Genomic DNA, 15,927 nt, shown 5'->3' with positions numbered 1-15,927 from the left:
CCGCCCTACGGCGGCCCCGGACCGTGGGCGCCCGCCCCTCCCGTACAGCGTCCGACGCCCGCGCACGGCACCCCCGTGCCCCCGCCGTACGCGGGGACGAACGGCGCCGGGACATCCGTCGCGCCGGACCACACCCCGACCGGAACCTACCCGCCGCCGGTACCGCCCCAGCACCCGCGGGAAGCCGCGCACGCACCGGCCGCGCACCCCACGGCCCCGCAGTGGCAGAGCTACGACCCCTGGGGCGCGCCCCGGCAGCCCCTCGTCACCCAGCCGGGGCCCCCGCTCCCCGACGGCCGGCGGAAGAACCGGCGCGGCGCGCTGCTGATCGGCGCGCTGCTCCTCGCCCTGGTCGCGGGCGGCATCGGCGGCGGCATAGGCGCGTACATAGAACGCAACGGCGGCCTCACCAGCATCGAGCTGCCCCAGGACGAGCGGGACGGCGGCGGGCGCGCCCCGGACAGTGTGGCCGGTATCGCGGCCAGCGCCCTGCCCAGCGTGGTCACCCTGCACGTCAGCGGTGCCACCGAGGCCGGCACCGGCACGGGCTTCGTCCTCGACGACCGGGGCCACATCCTCACCAACAACCACGTGGTCGCCCCGGCCGGTTCGTCCGGCGAGATCACCGTCACGTTCAGCGGCGGCGAGACCGCGACCGCCGAGGTCGTGGGCAAGGACAGCGGTTACGACCTGGCCGTGGTGAAGGTCAGCGGCGTATCCGGGCTGAAGCCCCTACCGCTGGGCAACTCCGACAACGTCCGCGTCGGCGACCCGGTTGTGGCGATCGGCGCGCCGTTCGACCTGTCCAACACCGTCACCTCCGGCATCATCAGCGCCAAGGACCGCCCGATCACCGCGGGCGGCGAGAAGGGCGACGGCAGCGACGTCAGCTACGTCAACGCGCTCCAGACCGACGCCCCGATCAACCCGGGCAACTCCGGCGGCCCGCTGGTCGACACCGACGCCCACGTCATCGGCATCAACAGCGCCATCCGCGCCGCCGACGGCGGTTCGGCCGGCGAGGGCGGGCAGGCCGGGTCCATCGGCCTCGGCTTCGCGATCCCGATCAACCAGGGCAAGCAGGTCGCCGAGGAACTGATCAACACCGGCAAGGCGACCCACCCGGTGATCGGCGTCACGCTCGACATGAAGTACAACGGTGACGGGGCCAAGGTCGGCGGCAGCACCCGGGGCTCCTCGCCCGTCACGGCGAACGGCCCGGCCGACAAGGCCGGCATCGAGGCGGGCGACGTCATCACCGAGGTGGACGGAAAGCGGGTGCACAGCGGTGAGGAGCTCATCGTCAAGATCCGCTCGCACCGGCCGGGCGACCGCCTGGAGCTGACCGTGACCCGCGGTGGTAAAGACCTGTCCATAACTTTGACCCTGGGCTCGGCAACCGGCACGTGACGGCCACGGGAAGCTACCGTCCGGACAGATTCGCCGGGTACCGTGTTGGATGTCCGGACCTCATCCGAGCTGGTCGCGGAGAAGACGAGGAGCCGCAAGGTGTTCAACGACATAGGTGGACTTGAGCTGCTGGCGCTCGCGATTCTCGGCGTGCTCGTCTTCGGCCCGGAGAAGCTCCCCAAGGTCATCCAGGACGTCTCGCGCTTCATCCGCAAGATCCGTGAGTTCTCGGAGAGCGCCAAGGAGGACATCCGCACGGAGCTGGGACCCGAGTTCAAGGACTTCGAGTTCGAGGACCTCAACCCCAAGACGTTCGTCCGCAAGCAGCTCATGGACGGCAACGACGACCTGGGGCTGAAGGAGATCCGCGAGAGCTTCGACCTGCGCAAGGAGATCACCGAGGTCACCGACGCGGTGAACGGGCGCGGCACCGCGTCCGTCGAGGCGAAGACCGGCGTGTCGGGCGGTGCCTCGGTCACGGCCGCGAACGGCTCGAAGGGCGCTCCGGACCTGCTCAAGAAGGGCGAGCAGCCGCCGAAGGACACCCCGCCGCCGTTCGACGCGGACGCCACCTGAGGGCTGCCAATCCCGGGTCGTCCGGACGGTATGGCTATTCTCCATCTGTCCGGTTGTGAGGACGCCCGCGGGGGGCGGGCCGCTCCGGACCCTGAGGATCGAGGAGGCGGCCGGGCTGATGGAGACGACGAGTCGGGTGGGCGCACAGGACGCGCCGGACACGGTGGAGGCGGTCCCGGCGGCCCGGCTCATGGTGGTCGACGGCTACCTGAAGGCCCCGTTCCCCTGGTACGCGCTGGACGAGGCGTTCACCGGCCCGCGCCGGCTGATGCCGCTGGGCACCGCCGCCGACGGCGAGGTGCAGCACGGCTCCATCGGACACGGCGACGAACCGCTCGTCCGGGGCGACTCGGGCGCCGACAAGCAGCGGTTCGCCGTGGTGGTGACCGTCGCCAGCAGCCCCGTTCGGCGCAGTGGTGACGGCACCGGGGTCCTGGAGGCGACGACGGTGTCGTCCGCGGCCTGGCTGGCCGGCTCCGGGCTGCTGTCCTGCACCTGGCCCCCGCAGCTCGACCACACCCTGCGCGACGACTGGCTCGACCAGCAGACGGAGACCGCGTTCGAGCTCGCCGACGATCTGGAGGGCCCCGCCTGGTCGGCGCTCTCCCTGCCGGTCGACGGCGTCCCGGTCCCCTTCCACTACCGCGAGTCCGAGTTCGGCTGGGTGCTGGCCGGCTCCGCGCCGGGCGGGGTGCACATCGGTGCCTACGGGCGCGGGATGAGCGCGTACGGACTGGGCTTCTCGGTGGTCAAGGACATCGAGGCGTACGCGTAACACACGCGACGACGGGGAAGGCCGGGACCCTCGGGCCCCGGCCTTCCCCGTATCCGTGCGTGCGCGCGTCAGAACTTGTTGCGCGGGGTGATGCCCAGCGACATGCCCGACAGGCCGCGCTGACGGCCGCTCAGCTTGCCCGCGATGGTGCGCAGCGCCTTGCCGGCGGGGGAGTCGGGGTCGGAGAGCACGACGGGCTTGCCCTCGTCGCCGCCCTCGCGCAGCCGTACGTCGATCGGGATCGCACCCAGCACCGGCACCTCGGCGCCGATCGTCTTCGTCAGCCCCTCGGCGACCTTCGCGCCGCCGCCCGAGCCGAAGACGTCGACCATCTCGTCGCAGTGCGGGCACGGCATGCCCGACATGTTCTCGACGACACCGGCGATCTTCTGGTGGGTCTGCACGGCGATCGAACCGGCCCGCTCGGCCACCTCGGCGGCGGCCTGCTGCGGCGTCGTGACGACCAGGATCTCCGCGTTCGGCACGAGCTGCGCGACCGAGATCGCGATGTCACCGGTGCCCGGCGGCAGGTCGAGCAGCAGGACGTCCAGGTCGCCCCAGAAGACATCGGCCAGGAACTGCTGGAGCGCGCGGTGCAGCATCGGGCCGCGCCACACCACCGGGGCGTTGCCCGGGGTGAACATGCCGATGGAGATGACCTTCACGCCGTGCGAGGACGGCGGCATGATCATGTTCTCGACCTGGGTGGGCTTCCCGTCCACGCCGAGCATCCGGGGAACGCTGTGGCCGTAGATGTCCGCGTCCACGACGCCGACCTTCAGCCCGTCCGCCGCCATCGCCGCGGCCAGGTTCACCGTCACCGAGGACTTGCCGACGCCGCCCTTGCCGGAGGCGACCGCGTACACCCGGGTCAGCGAGCCGGGCTTCGCGAACGGCACCTCGCGCTCCGCCGTGCCGCCGCGCAGCGAGGCCGCGAGGTCCTTGCGCTGCTCGTCGCTCATCACGTCGAGGGTGACGTCGACCCGCGAGACGCCCTCGACACCGGCCACCGCGTCGGTCACGTTCCGGGTGATCGTCTCGCGCATCGGACAGCCGGAGACGGTGAGGTACACCGTGACAGCGACCACACCGTCAGGATCGATGTCGACCGACTTCACCATGCCGAGTTCGGTGATCGGGCGGTGGATCTCGGGGTCGTTCACTGTCGCCAGTGCCTCAAGCACCGCGTCTTCCGTAGCCATACGGACGATGGTACGGCGCCTCCCGCTACGCGTGGGTAGCCCTGTCAGCGGTCTTCGTCACTCTCGGCCGACAGCAGGGCCCGGCGGTCGTCCAGGTCCTTCACCAGGTCCTCCAGCTCGGACCGGATCCAGTCCCGGGTGGCGACCTCGCCGAGGCCCATCCGCAGTGCCGCGATCTCCCTGGTCAGGTACTCGGTGTCGGCGATGGAGCGCTCGTTCTGCTTGCGGTCCTGCTCGTGCGTGACCCGGTCCCGGTCGTCCTGCCGGTTCTGCGCGAGCAGGATCAGCGGAGCCGCGTACGACGCCTGGAGCGAGAGCATCAGCGTCAGGAAGATGAACGGGTACTCGTCGAACCGCAGGTGCGCGGGCGCGAAGATGTTCCACGCCACCCACACGATGATGATCAGCGTCATCCAGACGATGAACCGGCCGGTGCCCAGGAAGCGCGCGATGCGCTCCGAGAACCGGCCGAACGCCTCGGGGTCGTACTCCGGAAGCAGCCGCCGGCGCGGCGCCTTCGGCTGGTCGAGGCGGTTCCTCGGCGTACGGGTCAGCGCGGTCGAGCCGTTCGACGCGCGGGCGCGGTCGTCACCGGTCACCGAGCACCCCCTCACGGCCGTGGAAGTCCGTCTCCCGCCAGTCCTCGGGCAGCAGGTGGTCCAGCACGTCGTCCACGGTCACCGCGCCCAGCAGCGAACCGCTCTCGTCCACCACGGGCACCGACACCAGGTTGTACGCCGCCAGATAGCTGGTCACCACCGGCAGCGGGGTGTCCGGCGGCAGGGGCACCAGGTCGCTGTCCAGGAGCGAGCTGACCAGGGTGAACGGCGGGTCGCGCAGCAGCCGCTGGAAGTGCACCGTGCCCAGGTACTTGCCCGTCGGCGTCTCGTCCGGCGACCGGCACACGTACACCTGCGCGGCGAGCGCCGGGGACAGGTCCGACTGGCGCACCCGGGCGAGCGCGTCGGCGACCGTGGCGTCCGGGCGCAGGATGACCGGTTCCGTCGTCATGAGGCCGCCCGCGGTCCGCTCCTCGTAGGACATCAGCCGCCGCACGTCCGCCGCGTCGCCCGGGCGCATCAGCGTCAGCAGCCGCTCCTTGTCCTCCTCGGGCAGCTCGGAGAGCAGGTCGGCCGCGTCGTCCGGGTCCATCGCCTCCAGGACGTCCGCGGCGCGCTCCTCCTGGAGCTTGCCGATGATCTCCACCTGGTCGTCCTCGGGCAGCTCCTCCAGGACGTCAGCGAGCCGGTCGTCGTCCAGCGCCGCCGCGACCTCCGCCCGGCGCTTCGGCGTCAGGTGGTGCAGCGCGTTGGCGACGTCGGCGGGGCGCAGCCGCTCGAAGGTGGCCACCAGGGACTCGGCGCCCTGTCCGTGCTCCTCCAGCGAGAACCCCTTCACCGCCGACCATTCGACGGTCAGGGTCTCGCCCTTGCGGCGCAGCGCCCCGCCCCGGCCCTTGCGGACGAAGTACTTGTCGATCTCCCAGTCCCGGCGGGCGGGCAGCTGCTGGATGGCCACGTCCAGGACGGTGACCTCCTCGTCCGTCTCCACCAGGCGCACCCGGCGGTCGAGGAACTCGCCGAGCACCAGGCGTTCCGTGGGCCGCTGCTCGAAGCGCCGCATGTTGACCACGCCCGTGGTGATCACCTGCCCCGACTCCACGCCCGTCACCCGGGTCATCGGCAGGAAGATCCGCCGCCGGCTCACCACCTCGACCACCATGCCGAGCAGCCGGGGCGGCCGGCCGCCGACGCGGAGCATCGCGACCAGGTCGCGCACGCGCCCCACCTGATCGCCGTTGGGGTCGAAGACCGGCACACCGGACAGGTGCGAGACGAACACCCGGGGCGTCACCGGTGTCATTCCCGCACCTCCTCGCTCGCCGCCGAACGGCCCCCGGCCGCCCGCTTCCGACAGTTATTGCACTGTTATGACGTGATCAGGCTAGCCCGTACGGTCGCGGAGCGCCCCGGCTGGCCGTCCGTACGGCTCCGGGTCCGATGGCGTAGGCCACCCGGGTACGCTGCCGTCTGCCACCCCCCACCATGGATACGAGAGGCAGTGCGCCTGTGACCTCTTCCGCCCCGGCCGTACGGACCCGCCGCCGGAACGCATCCCTCGCCGTCGCGCTCTGCGCGGGGCTGACCGCGGCGCTGACCGCGTGCGCGGGCGAGGACCCGGACGAGGGGACCAACGGCGTCGGCAAGCTCTCCGCGCCGGAGATCGAGAAGCGGGCGCGGACCGCGGCGGACTCCGCCGACGCGGTGCGGCTGGCCGGGAAGCTGGTCAGCAAGGGCGGCACGTACACGATCGACATGCGGCTCAAGAACAAGGGCGGCGCGGGCTCCGTCACCTCGAAGAACAGCACCTTCACGCTGTTGCGGATCGGTGACGAGCTCTACCTCAAGGCCGACGCCGGCTTCTGGAGCCACGACGACGAGGGCGGGGCGGACACCGGCGAGGGCGGTGCGGCGGCGGCCGACAAGCTGGAGGGCAAGTACGTCAAGGTCCCCGAGGGCGACCCCACGTACAAGCAGCTGAGCGGCTTCACCGACAAGAAGGTGCTGCTCGACGGGATGCTCACGCTGCACGGCAAGCTCACCAAGGGCGACCGGGACAAGGTGGCCGGGGTGCGCACGGCACGGATCATGGGCGGCGAGGGCGCGGGCGGCGCGCTCGACGTGGCGCTGGAGGGCAAGCCGTACCCGCTGCGCTTCGCCCGGGGCGGCGGCGGAGGCGTGATCACGCTCGCCGACTGGGGCAAGGACTTCCCGCTGAAGGCGCCCGCGAAGGACGAGACCGTCGACTACGGGAAGCAGCTCCCGAAGACCTCGTCCTGAGGGCCCTTCACGTGCGCAGTGAGCGCTTCAGCAGGCGCGGCAGGCCCGCCGGGACCGGCAGCCGGGTCGTCGCCGTCGTGGGCAGCGGCGCGGCCGCCCCGGAGGTCTCGGGCAGCTCGGTGCGCGCGTCGAGGGGCGTGAGCCGGACGACCCGGCACTCGCGGGCCCAGCGCTCCACCATCCGCTCCGCGTCCGGCGCGTTCAGCCGCTTGCCCTTCAGCTCGGCGACGGCCGCCTCCCACTCCTCGGAGTGCGGCGCGAGCACGGTGACCGAGGCGGACCAGGCGACGACGCGGCCGCCCTTGTCCTTGCTGCGGACGGTCACCTCGGCGGTGGCGCCCTCGGTGAGCCCGGCCGGGAGCGGCTGCTCGCCGGGGCCGTCGCCGACGAGGTGGGCGGCGCCCTCGTGCCATACGTGCCACAGCGCCCGCGCCGCGCCCGTGGAGCGCACCCAGACGAGGCCCGACTTCTTCGTGGCCTCCTCGACGAGGGCCGTCCCGAGCAGCGTGTCAGCAGCAGTCATGGGTGAGAGCTTAGTGCGGGCGCTCAGAGCCAGCCGTTGCGCTTGAGCATGCGGTGGATGGAGAAGCAGACCACGCCGATGAAGCCCATGACCATCGGATAGCCGTACGTCCAGCCCAGCTCCGGCATGTGCTTGAAGTTCATGCCGTAGACCCCGCAGATCATCGTCGGCACGGCGACGATCGCCGCCCAGGACGTGATCTTGCGCATGTCCTCGTTCTGCGCGACGGTCGCCTGCGCCAGGTTGGCCTGGAGGATGGAGTTCAGCAGCTCGTCGAAGCCGATGACCTCCTCCTGGACCCGCACCAGGTGGTCGGCGACGTCCCGGAAGTACTTCTGGATGTCGGGGTCGATCAGCCGCATGGGCCGTTCGCTCAGCAGCTGCATCGGGCGCAGCAGCGGGGAGACGGCCCGCTTGAACTCCAGCACCTCGCGCTTGAGCTGGTAGATCCGCCCGGCGTCCGAGCCGCGCGCGCTTCCCTTGTCCGGCGTGGAGAAGACCTCGATCTCCACCTCGTCGATGTCCTCCTGCACCGCGCCCGCCACCGCGATGTAGCCGTCGACCACATGGTCGGCGATGGAGTGCAGCACGGCGGAGGGGCCCTTGGCGAGCAGCTCGGGGTCGTCCTCCAGACGGTGGCGCAGGGCGCGCAGCGAGCCGTGGCCGCCGTGCCGCACGGTGATGACGAAGTCCCGGCCGGTGAAGCACATGACCTCGCCGGTCTCCACGACCTCGCTGGTCGCGGTCAGTTCGGCGTGCTCGACGTAGTGAATGGTCTTGAAGACGGTGAACAGCGTGTCGTCGTAGCGCTCCAGCTTCGGGCGCTGGTGGGCGTGGACCGCGTCCTCCACGGCCAGCGGGTGCAGCCCGAACTCCCGGGCGATGCCCGCGAATTCCTCCTCGGTCGGCTCGTGCAGCCCGATCCAGGCGAAGCCGCCCTTCTCCCGGACCCGGAGCATCGCCTCGCGGGCGGTGCGGCAGGTGCCGTCCACCTCGGCGAGCCGCCGGCCGTCGCGGTAGACCGCGCAGTCGACCACGGCGCTGGAGGCGGACGGGTCGCGGGTGGTGTCGTAGCCGTTGTGCAGGGGGGTGCTCTTGCGCAGGGAGGGGCGCACGACGGCGCGCAGGTCACGGATCATCGACATGGCTGGCTCCTTCACGGAGGGCCGTCGTCGGGGGCCTGGAACAGCCCGGAATGGGGACGTGGACTCACATCCGCAAAGCGGGCGGCACCGCGGCGGCAGGACGACGGCGTTCGCTACAGACAGGTGAAAGGCTGTGCTCTTCCGTCGTGCGACATGCCAGGGCCCCGACCGGGTGTCAGATCACACGGAGGGGCGTCCGGCGGAAGAGCGGTTGGTACTGCACGATCGACTCGGATCCACCGCAGCCCCACCTCCTCCTGCCGGTCCCCCGTGGGGGATGACGTAGCGCCGGGACTTGAGAGCGACGCTTCAGCGTGCTGTCCCGGGCCGACACCCCAGGCTAGCAGCCAGTACGGGGCCAATCCCTTACTTTGCCCGTTCCATACGCGACCTATGCTCGCGGCATGGCAGAAATTCTTGCTCTGGTCGAGGCACGTCTGCGGACGGCCCTGGGTGAACCGGACGCACGTGCGGCAGTGACGTTTCTCGGGACTGACCGGATCGAGGTGCTCCGGTTCATCGACGGAGACGTCGTGCGGTACGCCACGCTCGGCATGTCCGCCCAGCCGATGTCCGACCCGACGGCCGTCGTGGCCGACCCGCTGAAGGGCCCGCGCGCCGAACTGGTCCTGTCGGTACGGGGCGGTTCGGCCGACACCGACCAGGTGCTGCGCAAGCTCGCGGTGCTCGCCGCCTCGCCCCAGGTGGAGGGCCTGGTCGTGGCGCCCGGGGCCTCGCTGGACGTCGGCGAACCGCTGTGGCCGGGAGCGCCGTTCACCTCGGTGCTCGTCGCGGAGAGCGGGGGGCTGGTGGAGGATCTGGAACTGGATGCTCCGTTGGAGCCGGTGCGCTTTCTGCCGCTGCTGCCGATGACGCGGAACGAGGCCGCCTGGAAGCGGGTCCGGGGTGCGCAGGAGCTCCAGGAGAAATGGCTGTCGCAGGGGACCGACCTGCGCGATCCCCTGCGGCATTCCGTTGACCTGGACTGACGGCGTCAGTTGGCGAAGACCGTGACGCCGTCCTCCGTGGCGTGCTTCGGCTCCAGCTCCTCCGCCTCGTGGCTCAGCGCGGAGCGCCGTACCCAGACGACGACCGCACCGATCACCGAGGCGACGGCGGCGACCACGAACGGGATGTGGATGTTGCTCCACTCCTCGATCTTCGGGGCCAGGTAGGGCGCCGCGGCGGCGGCGAACCAGCGGACGAAGTTGTAGCCCGCGCTGGCCACCGGGCGCGGCGCGTCCGAGACGCCGAGCGCCAGCTCGGTGTACACGGTGTTGTTCATGCCGATCAGGGCGCCGGACACGATGGTGCAGACGATGGCCGTGGTGTGGCTGCCGTAGCCGAGGACCACCAGGTCGGCGGCGAGCAGCACCAGCGAGGCGCCGAGCACCTTGAGCGAGCCGAACCGCTGCTGGAGCCGGGGCGCGACGAGCACCGAGAACACCGCGAGCAGCAGGCCCCAGGCGAAGAAGACGGCACCGGACTTGTACGGCGTCATGTTCAGCACGAACGGGGTGAACGCCAGGATCGTGAAGAACGCGTAGTTGTAGAAGAACGCGGACGCCGCGACGGAGGCGAGCCCGCCGTGGCCGAGCGCCTTGACCGGGTCGAGCAGTGACGTCTTACGGGCCGGCCTGGGCTGCTCCTTCAGGAACGCCGTGATGCAGACGAAGCCGATCGCCATCAGCGCGGCCGTCCCGAAGAAGGGGTAGCGCCAGCTGGCGTCCCCGAGCAGCGCGCCGAGCAGCGGCCCGCACGCCATGCCGAGGCCGAGCGCCGACTCGTACAGCAGGATCGCCGCCGAGCTGCCGCCGGCCGCCGCGCCGACGATCACCGCGAGCGCGGTCGAGACGAACAGCGCGTTGCCCAGCCCCCAGCCGGCCCGGAACCCGACCAGCTCCCCGACGGACGAGGAGGTGCCGGAGAGCGCGGCGAAGACCACCACGAGCGCCAGCCCGGCCAGCAGGGTCTTGCGGCCGCCGATGCGGCTGGAGACGAAGCCGGTCACGAGCATCGCGACGGCGGTGATCAGGAAGTACGAGGTGAAGAGCAGGGACACCTGGCTGGGCGTCGCGTCCAGGCCCTTGGCGATGGACGGCAGGATCGGGTCCACCAGGCCGATGCCCATGAACGCGACGACGGAAGCGCCCGCCGTGGCCCAGACGGCCTTCGGCTGGCGCAGGATGCTGACCGGCTCCTGGTTGAACGGATCCTCTCCCGTTACTGCCTCTGACGGCATGGGCCTCTTCCTCTCACTGGCTCCACTGGATCGATGCGTTATGCACAGAATAAGTTAGAGAAGCTAATGAATGCAAGTTACATCTAAATTTTCCGGGGGTGCCCCGGTGGCCGCGCGGTGCGCGGGGTAGAGGGGCCTGGGCGTGCGGCGCGCAGGGGTGATCGTCCTTGACGCGGCGACGGCCGGAGAGGACCGTGGGAAGGTATGAGGGGCGAACCAAGTTGCCCGAAGTGCGGAGGCCGGGTCAGGGCGCCCGGGCTCTTCGCCGACACCTGGCAGTGCGACGTCCACGGCAGCGTCCATCCGCTCCAGCCGGTCGTCCCGCCGAGCGTCGAGGCGCTCGGCGTGGTGGTGCACCGGGCGCGGGTCCCCGTGTGGATGCCCTGGCCGCTCCCGGTCGGCTGGCTGTTCACCGGCGTCGCCTGTGCCGGCGACGACCGCACCGGCGGACGCGCCACCGCCGTCGCCTGCTCCGGACCCGGACCGCTCGGCGGCATGGGCGAGCTGCTGCTCGTCGCCGAGGAGCTGGGCGTCGGGCTCGGGGCGCGGTACGCCGGCATCGAGGGCCCGGACCCCGGGCCCTCGCTGAGCGTGGACGGGCCCCCGGACTGCAAGGTGCTCGCCGCCGGACGGCCCACACCCCTCTGGCATGTCAGACACGCCCCCGCCGACCGTGCCGTCTTCGCGGGCGAGGCGCGCGGCCTGTGGCTGTGGGCCATCGTGTGGCCCGAGCAGTCCGGACTGCTCATGTACGACGAGCTGGTGCTCACCGACCTGCGCGACGCCGGGGGAGAGGTCGACCTGGTGCCCTGCGGCGCCCTCACCCCCCGCCTGCTGACGGGCCCCTGACGGCGGGCGGATCAAGCGCGCGCGCCGGTTATCCTTGAGCGTCCCCCCGTCCGGCCGCGAGCACTGGAGTACGAGTCGTGCGCATCGATCTGCACACCCACTCCACCGCGTCGGACGGCACGGACACCCCCGCCGAGCTGGTGCTGGGCGCCGCCGCCGCGGGCCTCGACGTCGTCGCCCTCACCGACCACGACACCGTGCGCGGGCACGCCGGGGCCGCCGCCGCGCTCCCGGAAGGGCTCACCCTCGTCACGGGCGCCGAGCTGTCCTGCCGCGTCGACGGCGTGGGCCTGCACATGCTGGCGTACCTCTTCGACCCGGACGAGCCGGAGTTCGCCCGCGAGCGCGAGCTGGTGCGCGACGACCGGGTGCCGCGCGCCCGGACCATGGTCCGCAAGCTCCAGGAGCTGGGTGTCCCCGTCACCTGGGAGCAGGTGGCCCGCATCGCCGGCGACGGCTCCGTCGGCCGGCCGCACGTCGCCACCGCCCTCGTCGAGCTGGGCGTCGTCCCGACCGTCTCCGACGCCTTCACGCCGGACTGGCTCGGCGACGGCGGGCGCGCCTACGCGGAGAAGCACGAGCTGGACCCCTTCGACGCGATCCGGCTCGTCAAGGCCGCGGGCGGCGTCACCGTCTTCGCCCACCCGGCCGCCGTCAAGCGCGGTCGTACGGTGCCCGAGGCGCGGATCGCCGAGCTGGCCGCCGCCGGGCTCGACGGCATCGAGGTCGACCACATGGACCACGACGAGCCGACCCGGACCCGGCTGCGCGCACTGGCCCGCGAGCTCGGCCTGCTGACGACCGGCTCCAGCGACTACCACGGCAGCCGCAAGACCGTGGAGCTCGGCGCGTACACCACCGACCCCGAGATCTACGGCGAGATCACCCGGCGCGCCACGGGAGCCTTCCCGGTGCCGGGCGCAGGCGGACCCGCCCCCGCGTAACCACGCCCGGGCCCCGTCCCCGTACGCCGCTCCACCCTTCACCGCACCCCGTCCCGCCGTCCGGCATGCCCGGCGGCCCGGGGGCGCGCCTCTTCCCCGCGGCCGTCCGCCGCACACCCGCTCACTCCCCTCAAGGCTCACCCGTGTTCGACGTCGCTGTCTTCGGATCCCTCTTTCTCACCCTTTTTGTGATTATGGATCCGCCCGGAATCACCCCGATCTTCCTCGCACTCACCGCCGGCCGCCCCGCCAAGGTGCAGCGCCGGATGGCGCTCCAGGCCGTCGCCGTCGCCTTCGGCGTCATCGCCGTCTTCGGCGTGCTCGGCCAGCAGATCCTGGACTACCTGCACGTCTCCGTGCCGGCGCTGATGATCGCCGGCGGGCTGCTCCTGCTGCTCATCGCGCTCGACCTGCTCACCGGCAAGACCGACGAGCCGACGCAGACCAAGGACGTCAACGTCGCCCTCGTACCGCTCGGCATGCCGCTGCTCGCCGGCCCCGGCGCGATCGTCTCGGTGATCCTCGCCGTGCAGCACGCCGACAGCGTGGCGAGCCAGGTCTCGGTCTGGTCGGCGATCCTCGTCATGCACGTCGTGCTCTGGCTGACCATGCGCTACTCGCTGCTGATCATCCGTGTCATCAAGGACGGCGGCGTCGTGCTCGTGACCAGGCTGGCCGGCATGATGCTGTCCGCCATCGCCGTGCAGCAGATCATCAACGGCGTCACCCAGGTCATCCGGGGCGGCTGACCGGGGCCCGGACACAACAGCGCCCCCGCACGGTCGTTCCGTGCGGGGGCGCTTCGTCTTCGTTAAACGGCAACTCACATCGGCAAGGTGTTACGAAGCCGGACTTTCGGCCGGGCGGATGTAGATGCGCTGGCCCGTGGCCGCGGCCTGCTGCACGATCCGCTTGACGGAGGCGGCGTCCACGACGGTGCTGTCCACGGCGGTACCGTCGACATCGTCGAGTCGCATGATCTCGAAGCGCATAGGGCTTCCCTTCGTCTGATCCTCCTGCTGGAGAACTACTGGGAGGACGGTGTCCCGTCCGCAAGGATGAGGAGCGCCAGGCATGTCTGTCGAGCGCCCCACACCGGGTACAACGACTTGCCCCCTGCAATCATTCCCTACGCTAAGGAAATTTTTCGGATGTCTAAATACCCGTTGGTAATCAGGCGTACGGGCGCGACGGGACGCGCATGAACGAGGCGGAGATCGGCGAGCGGCTGGACCGCACGAACGCACTGCTCGAACGCGTGCTCGCCGAGGTCTCGAAGACCCCGTCGACCCACGCGATCTTCGTGGACGCGGGATACGTCTACGCCGCCGCCGGGCTGCTCGTCACCGGCACCGAGGACCGGCGCTCCTTCGACCTCGACGCCGAAGGGCTGATCGAGGCCTTCATCGACAAGGCCCGCACCATCTTCGCGGACAGCAGGCTGCTGCGCGTCTACTGGTACGACGGCGCCCGGCGCCGCATCCACACCACCGAGCAGCAGACCATCGCCGAACTCCCCGACGTCAAGGTCAGACTCGGCAACCTCAACGCCAACAACCAGCAGAAGGGCGTCGACTCCCTCATCCGCACCGACCTGGAATCGCTCGCCCGCCACCGGGCCATCAGCGACGCCGCGCTCGTCGGCGGCGACGAGGACCTGGTCTCGGCCGTCGAGGCCGCGCAGGGCTACGGCGCCCGCGTCCACCTCTGGGGCATCGAGGCGGGCGAGGGGCGCAACCAGGCGGAGCCGCTGCTCTGGGAGGTGGACAGCCAGCGCACCTTCGACCTGGACTTCTGCCGCCCCTACGTGACCAGACGCCCCGTCACCACGTACGAGGAGGACGCCCCCGTCCCCTCCCGCGAGGACGTCCACTTCGTCGGCGCGCAGATCGCGGCGGCCTGGCTTGCCGCGCGCGGCCGGGAATCCCTGGCCGACCTGCTGCCCGGCCACCCCTTCCTGCCGGGTTCGGTCGACCAGGACCTGCTGCACGAGGCCGAACGGCTCCTCCAGCGCTCACTGCGCGGCCACCCCCCGCTGCGGCGGGCGCTGCGCGACGGCTTCTGGCAGCACCTCCAGTCCCAGTACTGAGACCCGCCGGTACGGAAATCCGGGCGTGACCTACAGGCCGTCCCAGAAGGAGGCGAGCGCGGCGGCGGTCGCCTCCGGCCGGCCCGTGTTCGGGGAGTGCTCGGCGCCCTCGATCCGGGTCCGGCGCGCCCCGAGCCGTACCGCCATCCCGTCCAGCAACGGCACCGGCCAGACGTCGTCCACCTCGCCGGAGAGGACATGGACCGGCAGGCCGGTCGCGGCGAGCTCGGCCACCCGGTCCGGTTCGGTGGCCAGCTGACGGCCCGTCGCGATCAGCTGGGCCGGGCGGTGGAGCAGCCAGCGCCGCCGCAGGTCCTCGCCGCCCGTCTCGGCCTCGGCCGGCGGGTCGAAGGCGCGCATCGCGTCCCAGACGTCGCTCATGGCCATGGTGGCCAGCGCGTCGCCCAGGATCTTCAGCTTCACCTGCTGCGCCTCGACCACCTCGGCGGGCCCCGAGGACATCAGCGTCAACGAGCGGAACGGTGCCGCGTCCAGCAGGACCGCGGCCCGGCAGAGCTGCCCCCCGAGCGAGTGCCCCAGCAGGTGCACCGCGCCCTCTCCGGCGCCGAGCGCGGCCGTCTGCGCGAGCACGTCCCGGGCCAGTTCCTCCTGCGCGTACTCCTGGAGGTCGTCCGTCCCCGGGCTCTCGAACTGCCCGCGCCCGTCGACGGCGACGGCACGGTATCCGGCCTCCGCGAGCGGTTCCAGCAGCGCGATGAAGTCCTCCTTGCTGCCGGTGTACCCGGGCACCAGCAGGGCGGTGCCGCGCGGGGTGCCGGCGGGGGCCGCGTCCAGCACGGCGAAGTCCCCGCGCGCGGTGGGCAGCGCACGGGCACGGGCGCAGGAGGGCGGGGTGAAGGTGGGTGGCCTGCTCATGGAACGAGGTTAGAACGTTCCGCGCCCCCGTGAACGACGGGCGGCCCGCGTCCGTGAACGACGGGCGGCCCCGGGGAGGAGTTCCCCGGGGCCGCCCGTCAGGTGCTGCGTGGTCCGCTCAGCCCTCGGCCTTCGCGGTGGCGCGCGGTGCCCGGCGCCGGCGCGGCTTGGCCTCGCCCTCGGCGGTCGCGGTCTCCGCCACGGCCTCCGCCTTCGGCTTGGACGCCGTACGCGTACGACGGCGGACCGGCTCGGGCTCGGAGATGGGCGCGATCTGGAAGTCGACCTCGTCCTCGACCGGCTTGATCACCCGGCGGCGGCGCGGCCGGGTGACGGCGGGCGCCTCCGGCTCGGCCACCGGCGCGGCCTGGACCACGGCCTCCTCGGTCACCGGCTTGGCGGCGCGGGCCCGGCGGCGACGCGGCTTGGCCTCGTCCTCGGCGGGCACGGTCTCCG

17 protein-coding genes and 1 pseudogene are annotated in these 15,927 nt (G+C 71.6%); 9 read left to right on the top strand and 9 right to left on the bottom strand.

Annotation, left to right across the window (positions count from 1 at the left end; all coding sequences use genetic code 11):
• From G3I41_RS33055 to G3I41_RS33045, 3 genes are all read left to right on the top strand, one after another.
• Nucleotides 1-1,410 (top strand): trypsin-like peptidase domain-containing protein (locus tag G3I41_RS33055; RefSeq protein ID WP_164404216.1); only part of this gene is annotated, 1,410 nt, incomplete at its 5' end.
• Nucleotides 1,411-1,509: 99 nt separating this feature from the next.
• On the top strand, nt 1,510-1,986 hold the full coding sequence (locus G3I41_RS33050) for a sec-independent translocase (RefSeq protein WP_164404215.1): 477 nt from the start codon (nt 1,510-1,512) through the stop codon (nt 1,984-1,986).
• 118 nt (nt 1,987-2,104) lie between these two features.
• Entirely contained in the window at nt 2,105-2,761 is a 657-nt protein-coding gene (locus G3I41_RS33045; protein WP_203602005.1) for a hypothetical protein, read from the top strand.
• Between the two features lie 68 nt (nt 2,762-2,829).
• On the opposite strand, the gene G3I41_RS33040 is transcribed toward G3I41_RS33045, so the two are convergent.
• Genes G3I41_RS33040 through G3I41_RS33030 form a run of 3 tightly spaced genes read right to left on the bottom strand, consistent with a single transcriptional unit; the run spans nt 2,830 to nt 5,826 of the window.
• Nucleotides 2,830-3,963: an Mrp/NBP35 family ATP-binding protein gene (locus G3I41_RS33040; RefSeq protein ID WP_164404214.1), complete on the bottom strand. Its 1,134-nt coding sequence runs from the start codon at nt 3,961-3,963 to the stop codon at nt 2,830-2,832.
• Nucleotides 3,964-4,007: 44 nt separating this feature from the next.
• On the bottom strand, nt 4,008-4,562 hold the full coding sequence (locus tag G3I41_RS33035; RefSeq protein ID WP_164404213.1) for a DUF1003 domain-containing protein: 555 nt from the start codon (nt 4,560-4,562) through the stop codon (nt 4,008-4,010).
• Complete coding sequence (locus G3I41_RS33030) at nt 4,552-5,826, bottom strand: CBS domain-containing protein (protein WP_164404212.1); 1,275 nt, start codon at nt 5,824-5,826, stop codon at nt 4,552-4,554. Before G3I41_RS33030 ends, G3I41_RS33035 begins: the two co-directional genes overlap by 11 nt.
• Nucleotides 5,827-6,032: 206 nt before the next feature.
• Between G3I41_RS33030 and G3I41_RS33025 the strand changes: the two genes are divergently transcribed.
• Entirely contained in the window at nt 6,033-6,803 is a 771-nt protein-coding gene (locus tag G3I41_RS33025) for a hypothetical protein (RefSeq protein ID WP_164404211.1), read from the top strand.
• 7 nt (nt 6,804-6,810) lie between these two features.
• Here G3I41_RS33025 and G3I41_RS33020 read toward each other — a convergent pair whose 3' ends face one another.
• Together G3I41_RS33020 and G3I41_RS33015 are read right to left on the bottom strand one after the other, a co-directional pair.
• Nucleotides 6,811-7,326, bottom strand: a complete 516-nt coding sequence (locus G3I41_RS33020; RefSeq protein WP_164404210.1) for a hypothetical protein — start codon at nt 7,324-7,326, stop codon at nt 6,811-6,813.
• A 23-nt stretch (nt 7,327-7,349) separates the two neighbouring features.
• Nucleotides 7,350-8,471: a magnesium and cobalt transport protein CorA gene (locus tag G3I41_RS33015; RefSeq protein ID WP_164404209.1), complete on the bottom strand. Its 1,122-nt coding sequence runs from the start codon at nt 8,469-8,471 to the stop codon at nt 7,350-7,352.
• Between the two features lie 404 nt (nt 8,472-8,875).
• Between G3I41_RS33015 and G3I41_RS33010 the strand changes: the two genes are divergently transcribed.
• Entirely contained in the window at nt 8,876-9,460 is a 585-nt protein-coding gene (locus G3I41_RS33010) for a suppressor of fused domain protein (protein ID WP_164404208.1), read from the top strand.
• 5 nt (nt 9,461-9,465) lie between these two features.
• Here the strand turns inward: G3I41_RS33010 and G3I41_RS33005 are convergent, their stop codons facing one another.
• Complete coding sequence (locus G3I41_RS33005) at nt 9,466-10,713, bottom strand: MFS transporter (RefSeq protein ID WP_164404207.1); 1,248 nt, start codon at nt 10,711-10,713, stop codon at nt 9,466-9,468.
• Between the two features lie 204 nt (nt 10,714-10,917).
• On the opposite strand from G3I41_RS33005, the gene G3I41_RS33000 reads away from it, so the two are divergent.
• The 3 genes from G3I41_RS33000 to G3I41_RS32990 all read left to right on the top strand — a co-directional run bounded on the left by G3I41_RS33000 (nt 10,918) and on the right by G3I41_RS32990 (nt 13,255).
• On the top strand, nt 10,918-11,562 hold the full coding sequence (locus G3I41_RS33000; RefSeq protein ID WP_164404206.1) for a DUF6758 family protein: 645 nt from the start codon (nt 10,918-10,920) through the stop codon (nt 11,560-11,562).
• A 77-nt stretch (nt 11,563-11,639) separates the two neighbouring features.
• Entirely contained in the window at nt 11,640-12,506 is an 867-nt protein-coding gene (locus G3I41_RS32995; RefSeq protein ID WP_164404205.1) for a PHP domain-containing protein, read from the top strand.
• A 143-nt stretch (nt 12,507-12,649) separates the two neighbouring features.
• Nucleotides 12,650-13,255, top strand: a complete 606-nt coding sequence (locus tag G3I41_RS32990) for a MarC family protein (RefSeq protein WP_164404204.1) — start codon at nt 12,650-12,652, stop codon at nt 13,253-13,255.
• A 90-nt stretch (nt 13,256-13,345) separates the two neighbouring features.
• Here G3I41_RS32990 and G3I41_RS36560 read toward each other — a convergent pair whose 3' ends face one another.
• Nucleotides 13,346-13,498, bottom strand: a complete 153-nt coding sequence (locus G3I41_RS36560; RefSeq protein ID WP_018105503.1) for a hypothetical protein — start codon at nt 13,496-13,498, stop codon at nt 13,346-13,348.
• A 209-nt stretch (nt 13,499-13,707) separates the two neighbouring features.
• Here G3I41_RS36560 and G3I41_RS32985 point away from each other — a divergent pair, with 209 nt between their 5' ends.
• On the top strand, nt 13,708-14,595 hold the full coding sequence (locus tag G3I41_RS32985) for an NYN domain-containing protein (protein WP_164404203.1): 888 nt from the start codon (nt 13,708-13,710) through the stop codon (nt 14,593-14,595).
• A 30-nt stretch (nt 14,596-14,625) separates the two neighbouring features.
• Here the strand turns inward: G3I41_RS32985 and G3I41_RS32980 are convergent, their stop codons facing one another.
• Both G3I41_RS32980 and G3I41_RS32975 read right to left on the bottom strand, forming a co-directional pair.
• Entirely contained in the window at nt 14,626-15,471 is an 846-nt protein-coding gene (locus G3I41_RS32980) for an alpha/beta fold hydrolase (protein WP_164404202.1), read from the bottom strand.
• Between the two features lie 118 nt (nt 15,472-15,589).
• Nucleotides 15,590-15,927: pseudogene (locus G3I41_RS32975) on the bottom strand (ATP-dependent helicase); the annotation flags it as partial.

The sequence above is a fragment of the Streptomyces sp. SID9727 genome (assembly GCF_010550605.1).
Lineage (GTDB): Bacteria > Actinomycetota > Actinomycetes > Streptomycetales > Streptomycetaceae > Streptomyces.
This window is presented reverse-complemented; position numbering and strand designations above follow the sequence as displayed.